Source organism: Corynebacterium sp. HMSC034H07 (genome assembly GCF_001815175.1).
GTDB lineage: Bacteria > Actinomycetota > Actinomycetes > Mycobacteriales > Mycobacteriaceae > Corynebacterium > Corynebacterium hiratae.
Genome location: NZ_KV819538.1, coordinates 75256 through 97470, shown reverse-complemented (window position 1 = coordinate 97470; position 22215 = coordinate 75256). Strand labels below are relative to the sequence as shown.

Sequence of the window (22215 nt, the reverse complement as noted above, 5' to 3'; positions counted from 1 at the left end):
GTCTGTCGGCGTGGTCAAGGCTGACTTCTCCGCTCTGCAGAAGATGTTCCGCTAAGCACTACAGCACTATGCACTAAAGGATGCGCTGAGCATTCAGCCCCCACGTAGGCCCTCCGCTTCGGAAGCGGAGGGCCTACTGCGCTTACTGGGAGGACTCCTCTAGGCAGTCATACAGGAAGTCCATCAAGGTCGTAGCGTCATCGGATCGGAACAGTTCATCGAGGGCAAGGTTGAATTCCAGCCTTCTCGCATTAGGGATATTAAGTGCTGCGTAGCCATTGCTCATCAAGAGACCTGACGCCACAAGCCGTGCGGTTCGCTTGTTTCCATCGAAGTAAAACTGGCTACGCGTGGCAGAGCAGAAATAGGCCAACGCTTGCTCGACTGGGTTTTCAAGACCTTGAAGGGAGACCAGCAAATCGGCATGAGCTTCACCCAATTCATCAGCAGGGTCGAAAGGGATGAACCCGCCATCCATGAGCCGCACTCCACCGCCATCTCCCTCCACATGGCCTTCACCACGGAAAAGACCAGCGTCCAGGGCCTCGTTCCTTGCTAGCACGGCATGGAGTGCGTTACTGGTGGCTTTATCCACCGCACATTCCTCTTTGAGGACCAGCTCATGGAGCAGGTTGAAAGCTTCTGACAAGTCCAAGATCTGTTGCTGTTCAGCAAGCGCCTTTCCACCCACCGTGACGCCATCGAGCAACGTACGGACTTCTGGGAGGGTAAACGTGTTTCCTTCCAGCGCGGCGGCATTCCACACCAAGTCAGGAAGTTGCTTGGTTAATCGAAATAACGCACGGTCGGTCCCCAACTCCGAAACGTGCGGCCGCTCATGGTGTTCCCAGCTCACTCGGCTCGTTGCTCTTCTCATCACCTATGCCCCTCCCACATAGTTTTCTGCGCACGCATCGATAGCAAGCTGGTGCGGTGACACGTAGTGTATTCCTGATTCTTTTGTTGCGCCCGTTAGCTCTTCACCAGCAACTGGCACGAGCGTGATCCCTCCAGATACGGGCTCAGAACTGGCACGGATCCGAGTGGGCAATGAAGACACGATGTCTGCTGGATTTGTGCACCAGATCAATGTTGATTGAGGTTCTTCTTCACCTGCGATCTGCCCCGCGACTCGTTGCGCTGCAAAAGCACCCGACATCGCCCAAGTTTGCCCACTCGCATCAACCGCTGAAGCAATCGTTATGGGATTTGACGGTAAGAAGTGGAGAGCCCCGTGGCGGCCATATGGGTTGGAGGCCCACGCGGCCCGTTCCATGAGAGCCTGGTAGCTGCCACCGACGGCCGCAGCGTCACCCCACTGCACAAAGCGGTCAATCCAGGCTTTAACGTCTGGTTCTTCGCTGCTGAGCTCCCCCAGGAGAACTCGGGCGGCTGTCGCGGCGGCGGCATCGCTCATGCGGTGTACCTGTACGGAAACCTCGTATCCGAGCACGCGCATTACCTTCTCCAACCCGGCCAAGCTTGGTTGAGCTGCCCCACGCAACCACAGATTGAGCGTATTTCGTGACACTCCCGAGCGCCGCGAGATTTCGCTAAGGCTCAGCGGGCTTTTCTTGAGGAGTTGTAATGGGTCCATAGCCCCACTATAGCCAGCTGTCCTATGCTTAGGACACTTGTCCTACCGTTAGGACAATCAAGCCCTCTACCAGCGACATGGCAACAGGGCCCCACGGTGTCCTATGATGAAGCAAATGAGCGCGGAGATTTATTCACTTCCCACAACGCCGTTGGTCACTACCGACATCGCCGAGCAGGGTCCCCGGATTTCACTGCGCCGGGGGAGCAACATCCTCATGCTGGAGCTGCCGGCTACCTACCCTGAAGCGGACCTGACGGACCCACGATGGGTAGTCAAGTCCCATTTCATCGATCGCCCCCACTCGGTGCGTGAATTCGCCACCGAAGAGCCGCTGGAAGTCGGCATCCCCGGGCCTTTTACCCGCATCGAGGTAACCCTGCGCGATGGCGATGAGGACCTCATCGAGACCGTCACCTTCACCGGCATCACCGATGAAGCACCCTTCATCGTCTATGACCGCCCCACCCTCATCGCGCCGCAGGGCACGCTCGAGGATGCCGAGCCGCTGGGCATCTGGGCCGGCTGGGAAGTCGGCCCGCTGCCGGAGCAGGTCAGGGTGCCGCAGAGGGAACCGGTGGACGTCGCCAAGCACGGCGATTTTGAGTGGGACTTTGACGTCGCCATCCTCCCCAACGCCCGTGGCCTCGACAACGAGCCCGTGTTCACCAAGTCGCCGCGCGTGCACCTCATTGCGGAAGGGGAGTGGCGCATCGATCTCACCTATGCGCCCCTCGGCGGCGAACAGGAGGAGATTTCGGAGCAGACCTTCGACGCGGGCATCGCCGAGCCTTTCCCGGGTGACCTCTACGAAGACCCGTGGGTGGGCCGCTACAAGGTGTCGCTGTGGCACGACGAGGAGCTTGTCGACGTCCGCTTCATCTCCCTCGCCGAGGGCCTCCACATGCGCGCCACCAACGACGGTCCGCGCGGCATGGATTTCCGCATCATCGATGCTCTCGGCGCGCACTCGGCCTTCAGCTACACGTTAGCCTCCCCGCCGAAGAAACCCATCGCGTTGGAGAAGGGCCTGCGCACCTTCGAGGACACCGAGGTCTCGCGCCGCGAGGTCGTGGCCAGCGAGGCCGGCTATGAACTGGAATTCGATGTCTGGCCCGAGGCCCTGTTCAGCCGCGTCAAGCGCATCGGCCTGGAGCCCACCGAGCACTCCGATAAGCCGGTGATTTTTGCCGGCCAGCTCGATCAGGACGATATGTTCACCGTCCACTCGCCGCGCCCACTGCCGCTGGCGAAGTTCGTCACCATCGACGGCCGGCAGAAAATCAAGGAACTGGCGCGCACCTCAAAGACGACGCAGGCGGTCACCAGCCTCGCCGTCCCCAACGCCGCGCTGGCCAACGCCGTGCGCAAGCAACCAACGGCTGAGCTCTTCCTCATGTGGTCCACACTGTCCTACGAAGATTACCTGGACTCCCTCCCGGCGGGGGAGCGCGAGGCTCACCAGGCCCGCAGCTTGGAGCGGCGCATCGTCGAGTACGAAGCTTCCGCATCCACCAGCCTGATCTATGCGGCGCTGGCCACTGTCCGAAAGTCCCCGTTCGTCAGCCGCGGCCTGCTCAACGGCGATGAGATTATCATTGAGCAGAACGCAGAACCGCAGGCAGATTTAGTAGGCTGGGCCTGGCCATTGGCCGAGCCCACCGTAGCGCCCACCCAACTCACGCCCACCGAAGAGGGGTTTGAACTGCCCGCGGAGCTTGCTGAGCATGGCTCGCTGCTTGTCGACGTCCGCGAACTCCGCGCCTCCTCCAACCTCGCCGCCCCTGCACGCCCCTCCAGCGCCTCTATTGTGATCACGCCGGAAGGCTCACCGGCGGCGCTCGCCTCAAAGGACTGGACCCCGGAGCAGCTCTGGGACACCTTCCGCGCGCTTCACGTGCTCTCACAGCGCAGCCCCAACCCGAAGCTGCAGGCGATGTTCGACAGCACCATCGATCGCCTGCGCGCCCAACCGGAGGCTGCGGTCCACGCCCTAGCGCGGACCGGCGTCAGCGTGAACCAGCAGGCCCGCTCGCTTGCGCGCACGCGCTTGTTCCACTCGCCGCTGGAGCCCACTGCCGAGTCCAGCTCCGATAGCTACCTGGATCTTCTCCTCGATCCTTCAGCCAGCGAGAACCCCGAGCTCACCGCCGTGCGCGAGACCGGCGCCGATGGCCTGACCCGCCCGATGCTGCTCAATGCTGCGACCATTCACAGCCCCACACCGCCCGTCGATGACCTGATGGGGGAGGCCGGCCGCGTCGCCGCGCTGCGCGAGTGCTTTGCCAACAACGGCGCCCTCGATGCGCTGGGCACCATCGAGCACCTGCGCAAGGACGCCACGGCACTGGCCTCGCTGGTGCAAAACGCGGGCGTTGACATGTCCGTCAACCACACCCTCATCGCGTTGGGCGCCTTTGCCAGCGGAAACACCGCCGACGAGCTCAATGCAGCGGCCTGGATGCCCTATATTTCCTATGCCTTCGCCCTAGCCTCCCGCGCTGCGGCGAATGACATCATCATGGAAAGCCCCCTGCTCAAGGAGGACATGCCCATGCTTGCCGACGTCCTCCCGCTCGCCCCCCGCCTCTTCTTCTACGACCTCGTGACTGCGGAGGCGCTCTTCCACGATCGCGACCTGTAAGCCCGTGAGGTGTGCCACAATGGGTGAGCATGAAGGTTATCTCCACGAACGTCGCTGTCCGCCGCCCCGAGCCGCACGGGCGGCACGAGTACACGGGCATCGATAAGCAGCCACGCCCCTTCCTGGACCTGGAGATACCCGGGCCCAACTACGGTGACGGCTCCGGCGTAGTGGGGGATTCCATCGGTGACCACGCCCACCACGGTGGTGCCGAGAAGGCCGTGTATGCCGTGGCCCGTGAGGAGCTCGATTACTGGGAGGGCACGCTCAACCGCGTGCTGCGTGATGGCTACTTCGGGGAGAACCTCACCACAGAAGGGATTTCCTGGCCGAATATGCTGATCAACCAGCGCATTCAGGTGGGGGAGTGCGTGCTCGAAGTGTCTATCCCGCGCACGCCCTGCGCCACTTTCTCCGGCTGGATGGACGAGCCCGGTTGGCTCAAGTCCTTCACGGAGCGCGGCGATTGCGGTTCCTACCTGCGCATCATCGAGCCTGGCCGCATCACTCCTGGCGATGAAATTACGCTTATCGGCCGCCCCGACCATGACATCACCATGGGCATGGCCTTCGCAGCCAAGATGGGGGACAAGGAGCTAGCCCGGCGCGTCGTGGACGCCGGCTGCCTTGCCGCAGTCCACCACGATCAGCTGGTTAAGCGCCTGCAGCCCCGCGGTTAGCTAGCCATTCATAGGTTGTCGCTTGTGAACCGCGCGTGCCATCCATACGCACGAATCGTGCCTTCACCAGTGACTTCAGCGCATATCGGACCTGCGCTCGAGTAAGGTTTGTGGCTGTTTCTATTTCGCCGATAGACAGCGGTTGTGCCGCCGTACGCAGCGCCTCCGCTACGCGCGGGGCGTTAACACCCAGGCGTTCCAAGGTCACTGGTGCATCCACTCGTCGTTCCGGGCCGGTGCCTGATTCCTCCTTGCGTAGTGGCTCCCAGATACGGGCCTCTCCACGAGTGTCCGGCCGCCACATTTTCACCGTAAATTGCACGCCAGAATCTATCAGGTCAGGCTCCGGTAGTCCTTGCTCTCGCGCGGCATCCAGCATGAGCTGCACGCCGCCGCCTTCGCCCTCAATAACAAAAGAGCCATCGTCTGCTTTGAGATATCGGCACAGTCTATAGAGCCGCTGGTTAATCTCCTGGCGCGCCAGATCTCTCGACTTCAGCTGTTCAACCGTCAGATCCCGTAGGCCTCCTGGACTGGAGATAACCATCTTGTCCGGTAATAGGCGGACATCAATCGATTTACCCGCACCCAACGTATTTGGCCCAAGATCACGGTGCACCAATGCATTAGCCACGGCCTCTCGAATGGCCGGAAGGGGAAGTTCAGGAACTTCCACCATTGATCCATCCTCTCGATATCGCCGTACGGCGGCTAAACGTTGCCTTACCCATCCCATTACCGAGTTCAACAGCACCGGAACGGGCCCCTCAAAGGTCTCCAACCCCAACACTCGCCCGTGCTTCGAACCATTTGGTAGCCTTTGCGCCACCGTTACTGCTAAGGAGGGAAAATGCCCTTGGGGATAGAAACCCAGCGCATACAGGCCAGCAAGCGTCAGCTCTCCAGTCGCGGTCGTCACCGCTAGCGCCCGTAAGACGTCCTCATCTTGAGTAAGTCCCGATAGTCGCCGATTCTTTTTCCGCGCCTGAACCAAGAAATCTTGCACCACGTCGCTATCTAGGTCTGCAAGGCTCGTGCCTTCCACAATCGTCGTGTCATAGGACACTGCCTCTTCGGCATGCAGCTTTGCCACGTCCATCATGCGCAGCTCCGAGGCACTCATACGGTAGTCCCCATCAGCCATTCGAAGATACGCTTCTCCCCTGTAGATAGCAGGCTTATCAATAATCGGAAGACCCGTAACCTCCGCAATCACGACATGCGTGCCATCTATTGCCACACTGTCGGTATGCACTGTGACTGGAGGAGTGATGGCATGACGCGCCTGCGAGGCCAGAGCAGCCTCCATCTCCGAAGGATTCTCAATGCCAGTGACAATGAATCCTTCCTTCTCATTGACACCGAGAATGATAAGGCCGCCACTCGGCATGTTTGCGAACGCGCACAATGTCTGCGGTAGAGAGTCCGGAATGCCCCCTTGAGCGGTTTTGACCTCGACTGTTGTTGAATCACCGCCGCGCAACTCAAGCTCAGCCAATAGCTCTCTCAGCTGATTCTCGGACCAATTGTTCACGATGAATACCCGCCCTCAATGTTAACAATGACGGCTCAATGCTAACTTCATTCCTCTTCAATGACAAGAGTTCTCATTGATCTTCCCATTGAGGTGTCATTGATATTCTCATTGAGGCCAAATTATGGCCCTGAAACCCCGTATGTTTAAGCTTTATCTAGCGCATAAACCGCAATGAGTGGTTGGATAAGAGTTATCCAACCACTCATTTGCTGTCTGACGAATGGATAGCCTCTACAAGCCTCACTACGTTACCGAGAGCTGGATCCCCGAATCAGGCTCCGGCATTCCCCGGCGCGATAAGGCCGGAGGCCCTTTTTAGGTCTATGTCCCTGACCATTTTGTAAATAAGGCATGGAGTTTTCCCCAGAGCTCACCAGCCGGGCAGCACGTATCGAGCGAGAGATCTTGGATCGCAACCGTCATGCTGCTTCTGGCCAGTTGGAGTCTGTGGCCCGCTTACTCATGCGTTCTGAGACCATTTCTTCCTCACGCATTAAAGGTATTGCGCCCAACGTCGACAAGGTTGTCCTCGCGGAACTCGCCCAAAAGGAGGAAGTCCGCGGCTTTAAGGAAAGCGCGGAAGAGGTTGCGCGTAACCTCACCGTTCTGTGTTCCATTGAGAAGAGCTTTGCCACCGAACCAACATCTCCATCGGCCTTCTTGAAAAGCTCCAAAGAGAGTTGATGGGGGAGAAGGGCTCTATCCCCACTGGTCTTCGCACTATTCAGAACTGGATTGGTGGAAGTAACCACACACCCATTGGGGCCGAGTTCATCCCAGCGCCCCCAGGCCTAGTCCATGATCTCGTGGACGACTTATGTCTTTACCTCGATGGCGCTTCGCACGGTGCTCTCATCCAGGCCGCAATTGCTCACGCTCAGTTTGAAACGATTCATCCCTTTGCAGACGGCAACGGGCACGTTGGCCCTGCTCTCATTCATGGAATTCTTCTGCGCCGCGGGCTTACGAAGTACACCATTCTGCCGGTAAGCCTCCTCCTCGGTACGCGGTCCAAATCGAAAGCTACCTGCCTTTTCGCACCATCAAGCGTGGTAAATTCCTCACCATGGAGCGCACGTATAAGTGGGAGCATGTCGAGACTCCCCTCATCCGGAACGAGGCCGCAGTTCATTTTTTAGGAGCCGGTTTGACCGCTTCCGGAGTGCAATACGGCGATGGATACGAGGCCACGTGGGAGCTGCGCGCCGCGGAGAACTGGGTGACCGAACGTGTGACGGTGAACGTTGAAGGCGACGGATGGGGGCGAAGCCTCGAGCTGTTTAGGTCCGAGCAAGGCGTGTGGTCGGCGGAAACCAATGAAGAGGGTGCCCAGCCTGAAGATCTGCCCTCCCCCGGTATCGTCCAGTCAGCCGACCTGAAAGCCGCACTCGATTGCGATCTCGGTCTGTGCCCTCTCACCAACACAATGCCTATTCGTCGCTTGACGCTGCTTGAGACTCAGGTTCCGAAAACGCAACTGATCATGGCTTGGATTGATATGCCGTCCCTCCAGGTGATCGCATCAGACCAGTACTACAGCTCCGTCGATGCTGAAACTGTCCGATACGAAAGCGGAACACGGGGAGTCGACGTCGAGTTGGAGGTCGACGGTGACGGAGTGGTCGTACACTACCCTGATCTCGCACGGCGGGTCTGATCCGGAAGCAACTCTAACTAAGCTGGGCGGTATGAACGACCTGACCATCGCGCCTGGCCCAGGGATCCCCGGGGGTCTGGTCATCGTCGCCGCCGACCTGACGGAGCGGTTCGCGAAGTCGTCGGGACCAGGTGGCCAAGGCGTCAATACTACGGACAGCAAAGTGCAGCTTTCCGTCGATATCGCTACGTGCTCATCGCTTTCCGACGCCCAGCGTCGCCGCGTCCTTCACAACCTCGAACACCGCCTGGACGGCACAGTGCTCACCGTGAGCGCGTCGACGCAGCGCTCGCAGGTCCGTAACCGCACCGAGGCGCGAGAGCGCATGGCCGCCCTCTTGCGTGAGGCGCTCGCTCCGCTTCCTCCCCCGCGGCGCAGGACCAAGCCGACGCAGAGCTCGGTGCGACGCCGTCTCGAAGCGAAAAAGCGGCGCTCGGAACTCAAGTCCACGCGACGGCAGCCCCAAATTTCCTAGTTCGAACCATCCGCGTGCATATCCTCACGCTGACGGACCTGGTTCGGGTAACCGCTACGCTGAGACAGCTTGGACCGGTTGAATCCGCTCGATTTCCGAGAGGATCTTGTCTTCCGCCACGTCCAAGTCATATTGAGCCTGTAACCCGAGCCAGAACTGGGGGCTCATTCCGAAGAACTTAGCCAAGCGAAGAGCAGTGTCCGCGGTTACAGCCCGCTTTCCGTGGACAATCTCGTTGATCCGGCGGGGCGGAACGCCAATGGAGACGGCGAGCTTGTGCTGGGTGATCCCCATTTCCTTGAGAAAGTCCTCCATGAGGATCTCACCGGGGTGAACCGGAGGGAGCTTGTCAGTGGTAGTCAACGATCTCAACCTCCTCTGGCCCCGCGGCGGACCACCGAAAACAGATCCGCCACTGGTCGTTGATTCGAATGCTGAACTGACCCCGCCGATCACGTCGCTCCCGCGTTGGGTGGCAGCCGAACCACAAAGGATCAGTCATCTGCTATCCCATCGACTAATTCCTGCAGGTCGCAGGACCTTCGCGGAACCGTCAGTTCAGTGCATTTTGAATAGTTCAACACACGTTGTATTGTTCAGCACATGCTGACTATTGCTTCGCGCCTCGACGTCATGAACCGGCTCGGCCGGGCCATGGCTGATCCGACGCGTTCCCGAATCCTGATGACCCTACTCGACGGTCCGGGCTACCCGGCCGAGATTTCGCAAAGCTTGGATCTGACCCGCTCGAACGTCTCGAACCACCTGTCCTGCCTACGCGATTGTGGCATCGTCGTCGCTGAGCCGGAGGGCCGTAAGACCCGCTACGAAATTGCCGATCCGCACCTCGCGGCGGCGCTCGAAGCGCTGGTCAACGCGACGCTGGCCGTCGACGAGAATGCCCCCTGCATCGACACCGAGTGCTCGGTGCCCGGCTGCGGCGAGAAAGGAACGGACGCATGAGTTCAGCATGTGGATGCGAACACGAACCCGCCACGGAGATCGAAGAGCTCGATCGGCCATGGTGGAAGGACCCCGAGCTACTGCTACCGATCTTCTCCGGCGTAGCCCTCATTACAGGACTGGCGCTGGACTGGTCCGACTTGGAGACGCCCGCAACGGTACTGTATTGGCTTGGCCTGCTGTTGGGCGCTTACACGTTCGCACCTGGAGCGATCCGGAACCTTGTCACGAAGCGCAAGCTCGGCATTGGCTTGCTTATGACGATCAGCGCGGTCGGCGCGGTGATCCTTGGTTTCGTCGGAGAGGCCGCGGCGCTGGCGTTCCTGTACTCGATCGCCGAGGCGCTTGAAGACAAGGCGATGGACCGGGCCCAAGGCGGACTGCGGGCACTGTTGAAGCTGGTACCGCAAACCGCGACCGTGCTGCGCGACGGTACGACGGCCGAGGTCGCTGCGAAGGACCTTGAGGTTGGCGAGCTAATGGTCGTACGCCCCGGGGAGCGGATCGCCACGGACGGCATCATTCGGTCCGGACGCTCCAGCCTTGACACCTCAGCGATCACCGGAGAATCCATTCCGGAGGAGGTTGCGCCCGGCGACGAGGTACCCGCGGGAGCGATCAACTCCGCCGGTGTGCTGGAGGTCGAGACGACCGCAGCTGGAACGGACAACTCGCTGACCACACTCGTCGACCTCGTCGAGCAGGCGCAGGCGGAGAAGGGTGACCGCGCCCGGATCGCCGACCGAATTGCCCAACCCCTAGTGCCCGGGGTGATGATCCTGGCGGTGCTGGTCGGCGTGATCGGCTCGCTGTTGGGCGACCCCGAGACTTGGATCACCCGTGCGCTGGTGGTCCTGGTCGCAGCGTCGCCGTGCGCGCTGGCAATCTCCGTGCCGCTGACGGTCGTGGCCGCGATCGGCGCGGCCAGCCAGTTCGGAGTAGTCATCAAGTCCGGCGCGGCGTTCGAGCGACTCGGCGGCATCCGTCACCTAGCGGTAGACAAGACCGGAACCCTTACCCGCAACCAGCCCGAGGTTACCGGAGTGGTCCCGGCAGACGGATTCGATCGGGCGCAGGTGCTTTCCTTCGCGGCGGCGGTTGAGCAGCAATCGACGCACCCCCTCGCCGCGGCGATCGTGGCAGCGGAGCCCGAAGCGCCCACCGCCTTGGATATCAGCGAGGAAGCCGGTCATGGCATCGGCGGCACCGTCGAAGGCCGACGGGTGCTGGTCGGCAGCCCCCGATGGATCGACGCCGGGCCACTGAAGGCGGACGTTGAGCGCATGGAGTCCGAAGGCCAGACCTGCGTCCTAGTCACCGTCGATGACGCTCTCGCCGGGGCGATCGGGGTGCGCGACGAGTTGCGGCCCGAGGTGCCCGATGCCGTGCAGTCCCTGCACGACAACGACGTGGAAGTGAGCATGCTCACCGGCGATAACACTCGCACCGCCCGGGCGCTGGCTGAAATCGCCGGAATCGACGACGTGCGCGCCGAGCTGCGACCGGAGGACAAGGCAAGCATCGTCGCCGAACTCTCCTCCAAGACGCCGACGGCGATGATCGGCGACGGCATCAACGACGCGCCGGCACTGGCGGGCGCAACGGTGGGCATTGCGATGGGAGCAACCGGCTCTGACGCCGCGATCGAGTCCGCTGACGTCGCCTTCACTGGCCACGACCTCCGGCTGATCCCGCAGGCGCTGCAGCACGCCCGCCGAGGCAGCAGGATCATCAACCAAAACATCGTGCTGTCTCTGGCCATCATCATCGTGTTGATGCCACTGGCGATCAGCGGTGTACTGGGCTTGGCCGCCGTCGTGTTGGTACACGAAGTCGCCGAAGTCATCGTGATCTTGAACGGCCTGCGGGCTGCACGAGCGAAACGCTGAGGCTGTGACCGGCAAGTCTTATAAGGGTTAAACCACGCGCCGAGCGCACACACGTTGGACCAGGCGAGTCATTCGAGTTCACCACCTGGTCCTTCTCGATGCGTGCAGGCACGGGAACTGTGGGGGAACCTAATAGTTCAACGGTTCGATACCGCTTGCAGATTCTTCACACGAGGTAGCGGAATGGACCGAGGCCGAACGAAAACCCGAGTTAGAGACAGCGCTCTTCAACCTACCCCCAATAACGCGAAACGTCATTAACGCCTCGCGTTACACGTTGAACTTGAACTCGACGGAGTGTCGTCGATAAATAACCATTTGATGCGCGCGTGCGGAATTAACAACGAAATACCGCTAAAACAGACAACATATGGGGTGCACAGAAACACATATAAGTTCTGCGGAAAACCTATAGGGTGCGTCGCTAAAAACCGCTGTGCGCGAAAAACATAAAGGGTTTACGGACCCGGTCCCAGACCCCTCAATACTCTGAGCCGGAAGAATGGAAAGTGGAAGGTTGATGTATCCCCACTATTTATTTTTTCCGTTTTTCGGAGTACATCGGGAGCTACAACTGCGGACCAGCTCTGTGTGAACTAGATGAGAAGGCGCAGCAGCGAATCATCGACGCTGGACAGTTGGTGCTGCGGGCACGCGAGCGGCACCCCCAGCGGTCACTCGCGGAGCACTACAACCCGTTATCGATGGACCCAATTCTGCTCAAGGCTCACAACAACTTGGACCGGGAAGTCGATAAGGCTTTCGATGTGGCACGCAAACTCACCAACGAGCGCCAGCGCCAGGAGCTACTGTTCGCCAGCTACGGGGAGTTGGCGAGGGGCTATGTCTCCTCGCTTTCATCAAAATCGAAACCACCAGCAGGGTCGTTCCCCGTGCGGGTGATTTTGATCGGTCCCGCTGCTGGGTGTAGAACCCTGTCGCTGGCAACGCCGGGAACTATGACTGTGCCCGACGAGAACACGTCACTGCCATAACGCGGCTCACGGTAGACGAACATGGGTCGTTCACTACTACTGGTGGATTTCGGTTTTGGTGGTGGGGGGATTACCGCCGCCGGCCTCGATTTTTCCGTTGAGGAGGTCGTTGACTACTTCCCGATGGTGAAATGGGCCGATGGTGAGGTAGAGAGGAACCAGTCACCTGGAAGAGATCGATCCAGTCGCTGGTGTGCAATCTGGGAGGTAGGGTCGCGGGGTCGATTCCTCGCGAGCGCAACCATGATTGTGTCTCTGAACGTGATGAAAACAACCCTGCCCTTCGGAGAATTTCCCCTATCCCGCGTCCCCGGGCAGTGAAAACGGTGTGCACCATCGCCTGAAAGGCTTTGCGCTGCTCTATCGGAATCTTCGGGTCACCCACCCGGCGGATCACTAAGATCCCCCCGTCAACGTTTGGCTGTGGCCGGAAAGCAGACCTTGGTACTCGGGAACCAAGGTGAAACGTGAACCATGGGGACCACTGAGCCGTCATCATCGTGCTTGCACCTACCCCGGCCCGGCGGCGAGCGACTTCCCACTGCATGAGGAGTACAGCGTCAGTCCATGCCGGCGCATGCAACAACTTTCGAAGAATGGCAGTGGTGAGGTGAAAGGGAATGTTTCCCACAATGACGCAGGGAGTGGCGGGTAACCGGAAGTTAAGGAAATCATCATGGACCACTTCGACCGCCGCCGAGGCGGTCTTTTTTGTGAGTTTGGCAGCTAGTTTTGCGTCTACCTCAACTGCCGTTATCGCCCTCCCCAAGTGGGCCATCGGGTGAGTGAGGGCACCGCTTCCTGGCCCGATCTCAATGATGGGGCCGGAGGTTTGTTTCACAAGATCGACGATGGAGTTGATGATCTTGTGGTCTGTGAGAAAATTTTGGCCATGCTCGTGACGGCCGTATCCGTATGCAGACATCAGGTGTGCTCCTTGGAGTTGAAACGGAGCCGGGCATGACAAATAGCCGCCCGGCTAAAGGACCGGAGCGGTTTCTAACCTGCGGGAGGGAGAAAACCGCCTTAGCGGCTGGTGAGCGGCCGCATGAAAACGGAACCTGAAATCAACATGGGCCTATCGTATCCAATTAATTTCGCAGGGTCCAATACGGTGAGAAAGAAGACAACCGCACCGCAACAGTGCAAGACCTCTCTGGATTGGAATTTGTCCTACCTTCGGCTCGTCGTACAGACGCCACTGGCGTATTTTGTCTCTGGGCAACGAGGGGGAGTTACCCCCACCTCCGGATGTTTTTAAGGTGCACCCCTTATTACGCTGTGGTGCGGGAGTAGTTTTGTCCGACTGATCGGACTACCCACCGACGTGGGGCGGGTAGTTCGAGGTCCCAGCAGATGATCGCGTCGATTTCGCCGCGTTCAAAGGATGCCACCATGGCGTCGTAGTCGGGGCGAGCCACATTCTTCTTTGACGCGGAAATGGACTGATCGACGTAGTTATGTCCTATGTCCAACGTCCAAGCCACGCTGCTTTGCAATGGCTTCACAGTCCTGACGCTGCCGGTCGATGGTGAGGCCATCCACGTCAGCGTCTCGCGAGATACGAAGGTAAATAGGAGCGCGTGTTGCCAAACGCTTTTAATAAGGCCCTTAGCTAACATTGAACTTAAACTCGACCACGTTCCGTAGCCGAATAACCTTTGGAGCCGCGCCGTCAGTTAGCAGAGATGTGGCACCGCAGCGCCTAGGCAAGAGGAGGCAGATGAGTATCGACGATATCGCGGACCACGTCGATGTCGACGCCGAAATACTGGTGCACCAGGATGTTGCGGAAATCCCGAATCTGAGGCCAGACGATCTCAGGGTGCGCGCCGGTGATCTCATCGGGAAGATGGTTCACGGCTTCGCCGGACTGCGACTCACAGCGGCACCGCCTCGGCGAGCGTCGAAGCGGATACCGGGTGCCTGAGCAACTGGGCAGGAAACACGTCGATGCCATCGCGCCCGAACAGAGCGCGACTCTCCTCGAGCAGACCAGACGCACGCATCAGGAGACGTCCCTCCGCAGGGTCCATCCCGACGAGGATGTCGATGTCCGATCCTGCAGACGCGGTGCCGCGCGCGACGGACCCGAACAACTTCGGGTTGGTCGCGCCGTACCGATCGATGAGCACCTGGAACTAGTCAAGACGCGCAACGAGAATCCCGCGTAGGGCAAGCGTCTCAGGCGTCATGACGGTCTCAGACATGCTTCCGGGGGAAACGGGCCCGGCAGCACGTCGACATGGAGCTTTGACATTGAAGCGGAACTCCACCGCGTTCTTAAGGGCCGACGACATTCTCCCGTCTCACCGCCGCACCAGGCGGCACTGACGCGCTGCCACCACTTACAGCCGGTCGTCTCGCCCGCCCGCCATGACGCACTCAACGAACGAGCGATAGAGCAGGCTTACACGCGTCTCGCACTAAACGACCGGGCAGCAGCGTCACGGAGGTTCCGAAGTAGCGGCTATCGCAGTGCACCTAAGGGTTTGGTGAGGGAACCAGCCATTCGGCAGCGGTACGGAACGTAGCCCTCAGTTGCGGGTGCTCCCGCACGATCTCTCGCTGCCGCTCCGCCGGCAACCCGAGCTCGTGCAAGACGTTGAGGATTACGACCGCGGTCGTCACCTCGACGACGGCGATCAGCTCCTCGATGGAATGGTTGGGCGTTCTGCCCTCGTGCGCGAGGTCATTGCGGGCGCGCGTCGTCCACTTCGCCCAATGGTCGACATCCGGTAAGAGCTGTGCGATCGCTTCCTGATCGGGTCGCGCGGCGAGGGCATGGAGCCGATCACGGAGGGTCGGGTCGTTGCGGATCGCCCCCTTGAACCTGTTTCGGTGCTCATCGGGAACCTGCGCCAGCATCGCCTCTCGCATCGCCCTGAACTCCGCGTTGGGGAACGGTTTCTCGTCGATGCGGAGGTTGCGGTGCAACACCTCGGCAGCATCGACTGCCGTCAGAAGATTGTTCTCAACAAAACGGGCCGGTGCGTAGCGCAAGCCCAAGATCATGTTTGTCGCTGCCTCCAGGCGGCCATGGGCCTCGCACCATCGGGGCATGACCTCCTCAAATGGGATCGAGCCGCAGGTGAAGAACATTCGGTGGTGATCGACGACTTTCGCGTCGTGTTTTCCAAGCGCGGCCGGTGAGTAGAGCACATCGGCACGTCGGCGCGGCAGCGGGCGGCCATCAGGGAAGTGCGACTCGGTCCCGGCAACTTCCAGTCGGAGCCAGATCACTCCGGCCGCGCGATGCGTCGCCAGGGAGATCAGGTCCTGCACCAGGCTCGCCTCCTGCAGAGCAACACTCAGAGAGAATGGTTCGGCTGGCACGACGCAGATGGACACCGTGTCCCGCATACGTCCGACGCTTCCTCCCTTGCGCTGGTCGAAGAATGGAAGCGTGTGCGTGTGCTGAAGGCGATACTCAGTGTCGTCGACCACGACCGATTGCGCCTCGACCGGCTTCACCGAGATACGCCCGGTCCCATCGATCTTGCCGTCGGGAGCCCCGAGGGATCCTTCGAACACAGAAGACGCCGCCCAGAGACTCAGATCCTCGACTGAGACTTCTGCCCTAGCGAACGCCGGATCCGCGTCACCGCTGACATGCGCGCCGATGATGGCGACCGTCGCGGTCACGGTCTGCTTATCAGGGCTCGCCACTCGCGCACCCATGGTCCTTCTGGTGCTCCTAGGAACACAGCCAAGCAGTGTGATCTCCCTGAGCTCGGCCACACCGTGCATGACTTCCCAGGTGCGGGTTCCTTCGTGAACAGCAGTCCATCCAGACGAGTCCGTCGTCAAGATCCGATCCTCGAAGGTGCCGATCAGCGACAGAGAGAGACCATCTTCCGGGTCGTACCGTAGGACACCCGGGACCTTCTCGCTAGGGGCTTCCGGCAGCCACCACACGCCAGCCCACTCGCCGGCCTTGTCGAGGTTGAGAGGATCATTAGGCATCGTACTCCCGGTCCCGGGCTCCTTCCTGTCTTGCGGCCAGATGTCAGGTCGAAAATCTTTACTCCACCACATGCCCCCCACGTAGGACAATCTACAGCGAGATCATGGTCAACTGAGATCGGATGCGGCGACTGGCACACAATCGCAGTTCGACGCGACGGCACAGCCCTCGCAACTGGCAACAATCAGCGAGGGCAGACCGACGTCGCCCGGTGGACACACGTGTCCGGGGTCTTTGCCGGCTACCTACACACCGTCGGCTTACACGAAGACGGCACCGTCGTCGCCGTCAGCGACGACAGCAGAGGCCAGTGCGATGTCCAGTCATGGACCGGCATCACAGCGATCGCAGCCGGAGCGAGACACTCGCTCGGGCTGCGGGCGACCACACCGAGCAGCAATGCAATGTCAACGCCTGGGCCGCTCGACCACAGATGAACTGAAGTCCAGCGTGCCCGATAATCGGCGGTCGATCACACGTTGAATCTAAACTCCACGCAGACGACATCCTCAGCCTGCTAGACCTCGCAGACCGCCAGCTCGCCAGCAGCCGCTTTGACACGAAGCTCTCACCGCCTACCGGGCGCGCAGTTCCACGGGCACAGCCTTAAAGCTTGCGGATAAGCTCTGCATCAGCCACGAGGTTTTGCGTGAGCTTCTCAGCTTCAAGCCCACTCAAGTCACAGCTGTCGAAACGGGCCAGCCAGTCGGCCCGAACAGCGGGGGAGTCGAACCAGGTTGCGCGCTCGGCTTCAATATCCTCGATGCCGCTCAAGGTACGGCCGTCGCGGGTGCGGATCTCGAGGTCGTCGACAAGCGGGGCAATCGCTTGAAGCCCTGGGACGATGGCTTTAAAGCCCGACGTATGGGAAACCTCATTGGTCCAGCGCGGGTAGCGGCTCACACGCTGCGCCTCCAGGTAGCGCTGGACCACGCCCAGCCTGGAGACCTCCTGCGCCACCGCCAGGCCCACGACCTTCACGCGGAAACCCGCAGACCGAAACTTGGCTATCTCACCCGCGATGAATTCCGGGTTGGACAGCGTGTTCTCAATGATGAGGGAGTGCCCGTGCTGACGGCCATACTCAATCAGCGAGGACATCCAATAGGGCACCGGCCCATTGGTGAGTACGTCCATGCGTAAGGGATCGCGCTCCACAATCTCGTCGAGGGCGGGGTGCAGCTTCCGAATCTCATCGGAATCAAGGACCGCGTGACCGTTCTTTACCGATTCAATGGCCGTTGATTTGCCTGACGCTGGCTGCCCCGCCACATAAATGACCTCTGGAACAGCCGGACCATGAGCATTCGATCGGCCGAAATAGCTGGCTTGCAGAGTCTTTAGCCGTTGCTCCATAACCTGCGGATCAACGGGGAAGTCAGCGGCAGAAAGCATAGGCTATGCCGCTTTGTGCTCGGAGGAGAGGGCTTCAAGCCGCTGCGCAAAGAGAGCCGCAGCGGATCGGATGGCTTCGATGTCAGTTGCATCAACCTCGCCAACCATGTCCTCTACCAGCCAGTTCTGGCGAATCCACCATTGCGATTCAACGTCGTTGCCTGCTTCAGCGGCCCTAGTGAGGTAGGCAGCTTTCAGCGAGGACGCAACCTCCTTCATGGCGTCGAAGGCTGCGTACTCGATCTCCGGGACTTTGGCGGTGCTCATGGCGCTAAGAATAGCAGCGCCACGGCGGTTTTAGCCGTTGATAATCTGCGGGTACGCCAGGCCCTTGAGGCCCTCGGTGCCGAACTCCACGCCGTAGCCGGAGGACTTGATACCGCCGAAAGGCACACGCGGATCCACGGCACCGTGGCTGTTGATCCAGGTGGTGCCAGCCTCCAGCTGAGCAGCAACTTCCAGAGCGCGCTCGCGGTTGGAGGACCACACGGAGGAGCCCAAGCCCACGTCCAGCTTGTTGGCCTGCTCGATGGCCCAGTCGAGGTCGGTGTACTTGATAATCGGCAGTGCCGGACCGAACTGCTCCTCGACGACCAGCGGGTTATCCGGGTCGATATCCGCCACCAGGGTGGTGGGGTAGAAGTAGCCCGGCGCGTCGTAGTCCGGGTCGCCGCCCAGCAGCACGCGGGCACCCGAGTCCTTGGCAGCGTTGACGAGCTTGTCAACGATGTCGAACTGCTGCTTGTTCTGCAGCGGACCGAGCACGTTCTCCTCTTCCAAGCCCACGCCCATCGGGGAGGCCTTGGCCACCTCGACGAGGGCGTCGCAGACGGCGTCGTACAGCGACTCCGGCACATACACGCGCTTCATCGCCGCACAGGTCTGGCCGGTGTTGATGAATGCACCCCAGAAGAGATCGCCGGCGATCTCCTTCGGGTCGGCGTCATCGAGCACGATACCGGCGTCATTGCCGCCGAGCTCCAGCGTGAGGCGGGTGAGATTATCGGCGCTGGCCTCCACGATCTTCTTGCCGGTGGCGGGGGGACCGGTAAACATGATCTTGTCGACGCCCTCGTGGGTGGTCAGTGCCGCGCCAACCTCACCGGCACCGCTGACGACCTGGAGCACACCCTCCGGCAGCACGGAGTTGACTACCTTAAGCAGACCCAGCACCGAGAGCGGGGTGTACTCGGAGGGCTTGACGACGACCGCGTTACCCATACGCAGTGCCGGCGCAATCTGCCAGATGGTGATCATCATCGGCCAGTTCCACGGGCCGATAGCACCGACGACGCCGAGCGGGCGGTAGTTGACGGTGGCGGTGATGTCATCATCGACGGCGGTGTAGTTGGGGTGCTCGAAAGAGGCGGTAGCATTCAGCCAACCAGAGCAGGCACCGACCTCGAAGCGGGCGTTCGGGCCGTTGAGCGGCTTGCCCTGCTCACGGGAGAGCAGCTCCACGAGTACCTCTGCATGGGCATCGATGGCGGCGGCTGCCTTGGTGAGCAGTTCGCAACGCTCAGCGTCGCTAAGCTTGGCAAAGTCCTTCTGCGCTGCGCGTGCGGTCTCAACTGCAGTGTTGAGGTCCTCAACGGTGTTCTCTGGGGCGCGGCCAACAACCTCACCGGTGGCGGGGTTGAGGATTTCGCGGCCGTTTTCATCCGTGATGGCGTCGAGCAGATCAGCGTAGGTGGGGAACTGAGTCATGAGATCTCCTTGTGAAGCAGTCGAGGGCCCCGCGAACAAAGCCCAAAGAAACTTTTAACTAGGATGTTACCTGCACCACACCGACTCTATTGACTCTGAGTGCACACAATTTGTCCAAAAATGTGCCAGTTCTCACGATATGATGCCACTTATGTCTACTTCCGCCGTTGAGCACTTCGATATCGCGTCATGGCGCACGGCGTCATCCGAGTCTTTTGGCCAACTCGACGTGGATACCGAAGACCCCTCGTCCTTTCACGCCACGCTGCGCTCAACGAAAGTAGGGGACATATCCCTCTTCGATATGTGTACCTCCCCGCACACCGTGAATCGCTCCAAGATAGCCGCCAACGAGGCCCCCTTTTGTAAGCTCAGCCTGCAAATCACCGGATCCTCAACCATGAGCCAAGACGGGCGAACCTGTGAGTTGCACCCTGGGGACTTGGCATTGTACGTCACCCAGCGGCCTTACACTCTGCACTATCCGGAAGAGCAAAACACCCTCATCGTGCACTTCCCGCAGAGCTTCCTCAACATTTCACCAGCACAGATTCAGCGCCTCACCGCCAACCCCATCTCACGCTCACATGGCCTGGGTGCAGTGGCGGTTCCCCTCTTTGAGCAGCTGGCCAAGAACCTCGACCTTCTCAAGGGCCCACACGCCACAGCCTTGGTCCGCTCCGCTCTCACCATGTTGGTGTCGGTTCTCTCCTCCGACGTAGCCGATGAACCCTCTGCAGGCACACTCCTGTTCAACCAGGCCACCGCCTACATCGAGAAGCACTTGGGCGACCCGGACCTAGGCCCGAGCACCATCGCCCAAGCACTCTTCGTATCGGTACGCCACCTCCACGCCAAGTTCTCCGAACAGGGCCTCTCCGTAGGCAGCTACATCCGAACGAGGCGCCTAGAGCACATCCGCAGAGAACTCGTGGACCCGCGGCACTCCGAGGAATCGATCAGCCACATCAGCGCCCGCTATGGCCTGCACGATCCCTCGCACCTGTCACGCATCTTCAAGGCGGAGTACCACAAGTCACCGAGTGCGTACCGAGCAGCGGCCAGCGAATAGCACCGGCAAGTTTGGCATAAAAGACAATGCTGGCACCTCTCACAAAGGAGGTGCCAGCATCATTATCAGCGAATTTAATGCACTATTTATGCATTCGCGTACGGGTCGCGCATAGCGATGTACTGCAGCGAGGTGTACTCGTCCAGGCCCTCAGCGCCGCCCTCGCGGCCCATGCCGGACTGCTTCACGCCACCGAATGGGGCAGCGGCGTTGGAGATGACGCCGGCGTTGAAGCCCATGAGGCCGAACTCGAGGCCGTCACCGATGCGCCACATGCGGTCCGAATCCTCGGTAAACACGTAGGAGGCCAATCCGTACTCGGTGTCGTTAGCAATCTCAATTGCTTCCTTCTCATCGGAGAAGGTCAGGATCGGAGCAATCGGGCCGAAGATCTCCTCCTGTGCCACGCGGGCATCACGAGGAACGTTCGTCAGAACAGTGGGGGAGTAGAAGTAACCCTTGCCCTCACCCGGCTTGCCACCGACGATAGCCTTGGCGCCCTTGGCCACGGCATCGTCGACAAGCGCGGTGATGTTATCCAGCGCCTTCTGCTCCACGAGCGGACCACAGGTAACGCCCTCGTCGAGGCCGTTGCCCACCTTGAGCTCACCGATGCGCTTGGCGAACTTCTCCGCGAACTCATCAGCGATGGACTCGTGAACGATGAAGCGGTTGGCGGCGGTGCAGGCCTCACCGATGTTGCGCATCTTGGCGCCCATTGCGCCCTCGACGGCCTGGTCAATGTCGGCGTCCTCAAAGACGATGAACGGAGCGTTGCCGCCCAGCTCCATCGAGGTGCGCAGGACGTTGTCCGCAGCTGCCTTGAGCAGAGTCTTGCCCACCGGGGTGGAGCCGGTGAAGGAAACCTTGCGCAGACGAGAATCCGCCATGATCGGCTCGGAGATAGCAGACGCAGACTTACCGGAGACCACGTTGACCACGCCAGCCGGAACGCCAGCATCAATCATGGTCTGTGCGAAGTACTGGGTGGTCAGCGGCGTCAGCTTGGCCGGCTTCACCACCATGGTGCAACCAGCGGCGATGGCCGGTGCAATCTTACGGGTAGCCATGGCCAGCGGGAAGTTCCACGGAGTGATAAGCAAGCACGGGCCCACCGGCTTACGACGGGTCACCATGCGCAGGGTGCCCTCCGGCGCCGGCAGGGTACGGCCGTAGTCACGAACGGCCTCCTCGCTGAACCAACGCAGGTACTCAGCGCCGTAAGTAACCTCACCGTAGGACTCTGCCAGCGGCTTGCCCATCTCCAGGGTCATCAGCGCAGCGAACTCGTCCTTGCGCTCCTGCACCAGGTCAAAAGCACGGCGCAGCAGGTTGGAGCGCTCGCGGGTGGACGTGCGTGCCCACTCATCCTGCACGGCGCAGGCGGCGTCCAAAGCCTTCTTCGCATCCTCAGAAGTAGCGGAGGCAAGGGTGGCGATAACTTCACCGGTTGCCGGGTTTTCCACGTCGAAAGTGGATCCATCGGAGGCGTCTACCCACTCACCGTTAATCAGCAAGCCAGTCGGAACCTTGGCCAGCAGCTCGTCAATATTGACCTTGTTGTTTTCACTCATGGTTCTTTTTTCCCCTCCCAAATGGAATTTGTCTGCCAGTTGGCGTGCCGCACCCGAAAGAAG

24 protein-coding genes and 1 pseudogene are annotated in these 22215 nt (G+C 60.4%); 11 read left to right on the top strand and 14 right to left on the bottom strand.

Going from position 1 to position 22215, the window contains the following annotated elements:
- Positions 1-142 precede the first annotated feature (142 nt).
- Positions 143-856: a Fic family protein gene (locus tag HMPREF3009_RS10230; protein WP_232761076.1), complete on the bottom strand. Its 714-nt coding sequence runs from the start codon at positions 854-856 to the stop codon at positions 143-145.
- 24 nt (positions 857-880) lie between these two features.
- Positions 881-1597 carry a helix-turn-helix domain-containing protein gene (locus HMPREF3009_RS10225; RefSeq protein WP_070681741.1) on the bottom strand — a complete coding sequence of 239 codons (717 nt, stop codon included), beginning with the start codon at positions 1595-1597 and terminating at the stop codon, positions 881-883.
- 115 nt (positions 1598-1712) lie between these two features.
- On the opposite strand from HMPREF3009_RS10225, the gene HMPREF3009_RS10220 reads away from it, so the two are divergent.
- Positions 1713-4241: a hypothetical protein gene (locus HMPREF3009_RS10220; protein WP_070681807.1), complete on the top strand. Its 2529-nt coding sequence runs from the start codon at positions 1713-1715 to the stop codon at positions 4239-4241.
- 29 nt (positions 4242-4270) lie between these two features.
- Positions 4271-4921, top strand: coding sequence for an MOSC domain-containing protein (locus HMPREF3009_RS10215; protein ID WP_070681738.1), 651 nt, complete (start codon positions 4271-4273; stop codon positions 4919-4921).
- Here the strand turns inward: HMPREF3009_RS10215 and HMPREF3009_RS10210 are convergent.
- Positions 4896-6455: an ATP-binding protein gene (locus tag HMPREF3009_RS10210; protein WP_062036601.1), complete on the bottom strand. Its 1560-nt coding sequence runs from the start codon at positions 6453-6455 to the stop codon at positions 4896-4898. The two genes, HMPREF3009_RS10215 and HMPREF3009_RS10210, sit on opposite strands and share 26 nt — an antisense overlap.
- Before the next feature lie 354 nt (positions 6456-6809).
- On the opposite strand from HMPREF3009_RS10210, the gene HMPREF3009_RS13845 reads away from it, so the two are divergent.
- The 4 genes from HMPREF3009_RS13845 to arfB are packed head-to-tail and all read left to right on the top strand — an operon-like array spanning position 6810 to position 8590.
- Complete coding sequence (locus HMPREF3009_RS13845; protein WP_070547153.1) at positions 6810-7142, top strand: hypothetical protein; 333 nt, start codon at positions 6810-6812, stop codon at positions 7140-7142.
- The gene (locus HMPREF3009_RS13840; RefSeq protein ID WP_118783645.1) at positions 7142-7597 is read left to right on the top strand and encodes a Fic family protein; all 456 of its coding nucleotides are present in this window, start codon (positions 7142-7144) and stop codon (positions 7595-7597) included. The genes HMPREF3009_RS13845 and HMPREF3009_RS13840 overlap by 1 nt, the downstream gene beginning before the upstream one ends.
- Entirely contained in the window at positions 7525-8115 is a 591-nt protein-coding gene (locus tag HMPREF3009_RS10200) for a putative glycolipid-binding domain-containing protein (protein ID WP_198531135.1), read from the top strand. The genes HMPREF3009_RS13840 and HMPREF3009_RS10200 overlap by 73 nt, the downstream gene beginning before the upstream one ends.
- 31 nt (positions 8116-8146) lie before the next feature.
- Positions 8147-8590 carry an alternative ribosome rescue aminoacyl-tRNA hydrolase ArfB gene (gene arfB / locus HMPREF3009_RS10195; protein WP_070517628.1) on the top strand — a complete coding sequence of 148 codons (444 nt, stop codon included), beginning with the start codon at positions 8147-8149 and terminating at the stop codon, positions 8588-8590.
- 54 nt (positions 8591-8644) lie between these two features.
- On the opposite strand, the gene HMPREF3009_RS10190 is transcribed toward arfB, so the two are convergent.
- A complete protein-coding gene (locus tag HMPREF3009_RS10190; RefSeq protein ID WP_083279048.1) occupies positions 8645-8953 on the bottom strand; it encodes a HigA family addiction module antitoxin in 309 nt (102 codons plus the stop codon).
- A pseudogene (locus tag HMPREF3009_RS13150) lies at positions 8940-9044 on the bottom strand (type II toxin-antitoxin system RelE/ParE family toxin); the annotation flags it as partial. The pseudogene HMPREF3009_RS13150 and the gene HMPREF3009_RS10190, both read right to left, overlap by 14 nt.
- Before the next feature lie 149 nt (positions 9045-9193).
- Between HMPREF3009_RS13150 and HMPREF3009_RS10185 the strand changes: the two are divergent.
- From HMPREF3009_RS10185 to HMPREF3009_RS13985, 3 genes are all read left to right on the top strand, one after another.
- Positions 9194-9553: a Cd(II)/Pb(II)-sensing metalloregulatory transcriptional regulator CmtR gene (locus tag HMPREF3009_RS10185; RefSeq protein WP_005530797.1), complete on the top strand. Its 360-nt coding sequence runs from the start codon at positions 9194-9196 to the stop codon at positions 9551-9553.
- Entirely contained in the window at positions 9550-11442 is a 1893-nt protein-coding gene (locus tag HMPREF3009_RS10180; protein WP_016423157.1) for a heavy metal translocating P-type ATPase, read from the top strand. The genes HMPREF3009_RS10185 and HMPREF3009_RS10180 overlap by 4 nt, the downstream gene beginning before the upstream one ends.
- Before the next feature lie 641 nt (positions 11443-12083).
- On the top strand, positions 12084-12437 hold the full coding sequence (locus tag HMPREF3009_RS13985; protein WP_016423158.1) for a type IIL restriction-modification enzyme MmeI: 354 nt from the start codon (positions 12084-12086) through the stop codon (positions 12435-12437).
- A 70-nt stretch (positions 12438-12507) separates the two neighbouring features.
- Here the strand turns inward: HMPREF3009_RS13985 and erm are convergent, their stop codons facing one another.
- The 5 genes from erm to HMPREF3009_RS10150 all read right to left on the bottom strand — a co-directional run bounded on the left by erm (position 12508) and on the right by HMPREF3009_RS10150 (position 16403).
- Positions 12508-13362 carry a 23S ribosomal RNA methyltransferase Erm gene (gene erm / locus HMPREF3009_RS10170; protein ID WP_070517629.1) on the bottom strand — a complete coding sequence of 285 codons (855 nt, stop codon included), beginning with the start codon at positions 13360-13362 and terminating at the stop codon, positions 12508-12510.
- 349 nt (positions 13363-13711) lie between these two features.
- The gene (locus HMPREF3009_RS10165; RefSeq protein ID WP_224784272.1) at positions 13712-13945 is read right to left on the bottom strand and encodes a recombinase family protein; all 234 of its coding nucleotides are present in this window, start codon (positions 13943-13945) and stop codon (positions 13712-13714) included.
- 197 nt (positions 13946-14142) lie between these two features.
- Positions 14143-14397 carry a HepT-like ribonuclease domain-containing protein gene (locus tag HMPREF3009_RS13940; RefSeq protein WP_081636726.1) on the bottom strand — a complete coding sequence of 85 codons (255 nt, stop codon included), beginning with the start codon at positions 14395-14397 and terminating at the stop codon, positions 14143-14145.
- Entirely contained in the window at positions 14318-14572 is a 255-nt protein-coding gene (locus HMPREF3009_RS13830; protein ID WP_232745419.1) for a nucleotidyltransferase family protein, read from the bottom strand. Before HMPREF3009_RS13830 ends, HMPREF3009_RS13940 begins: the two co-directional genes overlap by 80 nt.
- Positions 14573-14921: 349 nt before the next feature.
- The gene (locus HMPREF3009_RS10150) at positions 14922-16403 is read right to left on the bottom strand and encodes an ApeA N-terminal domain 1-containing protein (protein WP_070512995.1); all 1482 of its coding nucleotides are present in this window, start codon (positions 16401-16403) and stop codon (positions 14922-14924) included.
- A gap of 30 nt (positions 16404-16433) precedes the next feature.
- On the opposite strand from HMPREF3009_RS10150, the gene HMPREF3009_RS13980 reads away from it, so the two are divergent.
- Positions 16434-16841, top strand: a complete 408-nt coding sequence (locus HMPREF3009_RS13980; protein ID WP_232745421.1) for an RCC1 domain-containing protein — start codon at positions 16434-16436, stop codon at positions 16839-16841.
- Positions 16842-17010: 169 nt separating this feature from the next.
- Here HMPREF3009_RS13980 and HMPREF3009_RS10145 read toward each other — a convergent pair whose 3' ends face one another.
- The 3 genes from HMPREF3009_RS10145 to HMPREF3009_RS10135 are packed head-to-tail and all read right to left on the bottom strand — an operon-like array spanning position 17011 to position 19506.
- The gene (locus tag HMPREF3009_RS10145) at positions 17011-17799 is read right to left on the bottom strand and encodes a zeta toxin family protein (protein WP_070512990.1); all 789 of its coding nucleotides are present in this window, start codon (positions 17797-17799) and stop codon (positions 17011-17013) included.
- 3 nt (positions 17800-17802) lie between these two features.
- Entirely contained in the window at positions 17803-18066 is a 264-nt protein-coding gene (locus tag HMPREF3009_RS10140) for a hypothetical protein (RefSeq protein ID WP_070444618.1), read from the bottom strand.
- 30 nt (positions 18067-18096) lie between these two features.
- Positions 18097-19506: an aldehyde dehydrogenase family protein gene (locus tag HMPREF3009_RS10135; RefSeq protein WP_070681735.1), complete on the bottom strand. Its 1410-nt coding sequence runs from the start codon at positions 19504-19506 to the stop codon at positions 18097-18099.
- A gap of 151 nt (positions 19507-19657) precedes the next feature.
- On the opposite strand from HMPREF3009_RS10135, the gene HMPREF3009_RS10130 reads away from it, so the two are divergent.
- Positions 19658-20578 (top strand): AraC-like ligand-binding domain-containing protein, encoded by a 921-nt coding sequence (locus HMPREF3009_RS10130; protein ID WP_070681732.1) that lies wholly within the window; start codon positions 19658-19660, stop codon positions 20576-20578.
- Between the two features lie 86 nt (positions 20579-20664).
- Here HMPREF3009_RS10130 and HMPREF3009_RS10125 read toward each other — a convergent pair whose 3' ends face one another.
- Complete coding sequence (locus HMPREF3009_RS10125; RefSeq protein WP_070512982.1) at positions 20665-22152, bottom strand: NAD-dependent succinate-semialdehyde dehydrogenase; 1488 nt, start codon at positions 22150-22152, stop codon at positions 20665-20667.
- Positions 22153-22215 lie beyond the last annotated feature (63 nt).

What these genes read in the sequence shown, in the direction of transcription:
- HMPREF3009_RS10145 (WP_070512990.1), bottom strand. Translation starts at nt 17,799, where the DNA reads ATGCTTTCTGCCGCTGACTTCCCCGTTGATCCGCAGGTTATGGAGCAA.
- HMPREF3009_RS10125 (WP_070512982.1), bottom strand. Translation starts at nt 22,152, where the DNA reads ATGAGTGAAAACAACAAGGTCAATATTGACGAGCTGCTGGCCAAGGTT.
- HMPREF3009_RS10185 (WP_005530797.1), top strand. Translation starts at nt 9,194, where the DNA reads ATGCTGACTATTGCTTCGCGCCTCGACGTCATGAACCGGCTCGGCCGG.
- HMPREF3009_RS10200 (WP_198531135.1), top strand. Translation starts at nt 7,525, where the DNA reads ATGGAGCGCACGTATAAGTGGGAGCATGTCGAGACTCCCCTCATCCGG.
- HMPREF3009_RS10135 (WP_070681735.1), bottom strand. Translation starts at nt 19,506, where the DNA reads ATGACTCAGTTCCCCACCTACGCTGATCTGCTCGACGCCATCACGGAT.
- HMPREF3009_RS10150 (WP_070512995.1), bottom strand. Translation starts at nt 16,403, where the DNA reads ATGCCTAATGATCCTCTCAACCTCGACAAGGCCGGCGAGTGGGCTGGC.
- HMPREF3009_RS10130 (WP_070681732.1), top strand. Translation starts at nt 19,658, where the DNA reads ATGTCTACTTCCGCCGTTGAGCACTTCGATATCGCGTCATGGCGCACG.
- HMPREF3009_RS10140 (WP_070444618.1), bottom strand. Translation starts at nt 18,066, where the DNA reads ATGAGCACCGCCAAAGTCCCGGAGATCGAGTACGCAGCCTTCGACGCC.
- erm (WP_070517629.1), bottom strand. Translation starts at nt 13,362, where the DNA reads ATGTCTGCATACGGATACGGCCGTCACGAGCATGGCCAAAATTTTCTC.
- HMPREF3009_RS10180 (WP_016423157.1), top strand. Translation starts at nt 9,550, where the DNA reads ATGAGTTCAGCATGTGGATGCGAACACGAACCCGCCACGGAGATCGAA.
- HMPREF3009_RS10215 (WP_070681738.1), top strand. Translation starts at nt 4,271, where the DNA reads ATGAAGGTTATCTCCACGAACGTCGCTGTCCGCCGCCCCGAGCCGCAC.
- HMPREF3009_RS13940 (WP_081636726.1), bottom strand. Translation starts at nt 14,397, where the DNA reads ATGGCATCGACGTGTTTCCTGCCCAGTTGCTCAGGCACCCGGTATCCG.
- arfB (WP_070517628.1), top strand. Translation starts at nt 8,147, where the DNA reads ATGAACGACCTGACCATCGCGCCTGGCCCAGGGATCCCCGGGGGTCTG.
- HMPREF3009_RS13845 (WP_070547153.1), top strand. Translation starts at nt 6,810, where the DNA reads ATGGAGTTTTCCCCAGAGCTCACCAGCCGGGCAGCACGTATCGAGCGA.
- HMPREF3009_RS10225 (WP_070681741.1), bottom strand. Translation starts at nt 1,597, where the DNA reads ATGGACCCATTACAACTCCTCAAGAAAAGCCCGCTGAGCCTTAGCGAA.
- HMPREF3009_RS10220 (WP_070681807.1), top strand. Translation starts at nt 1,713, where the DNA reads ATGAGCGCGGAGATTTATTCACTTCCCACAACGCCGTTGGTCACTACC.
- HMPREF3009_RS13840 (WP_118783645.1), top strand. Translation starts at nt 7,142, where the DNA reads ATGGGGGAGAAGGGCTCTATCCCCACTGGTCTTCGCACTATTCAGAAC.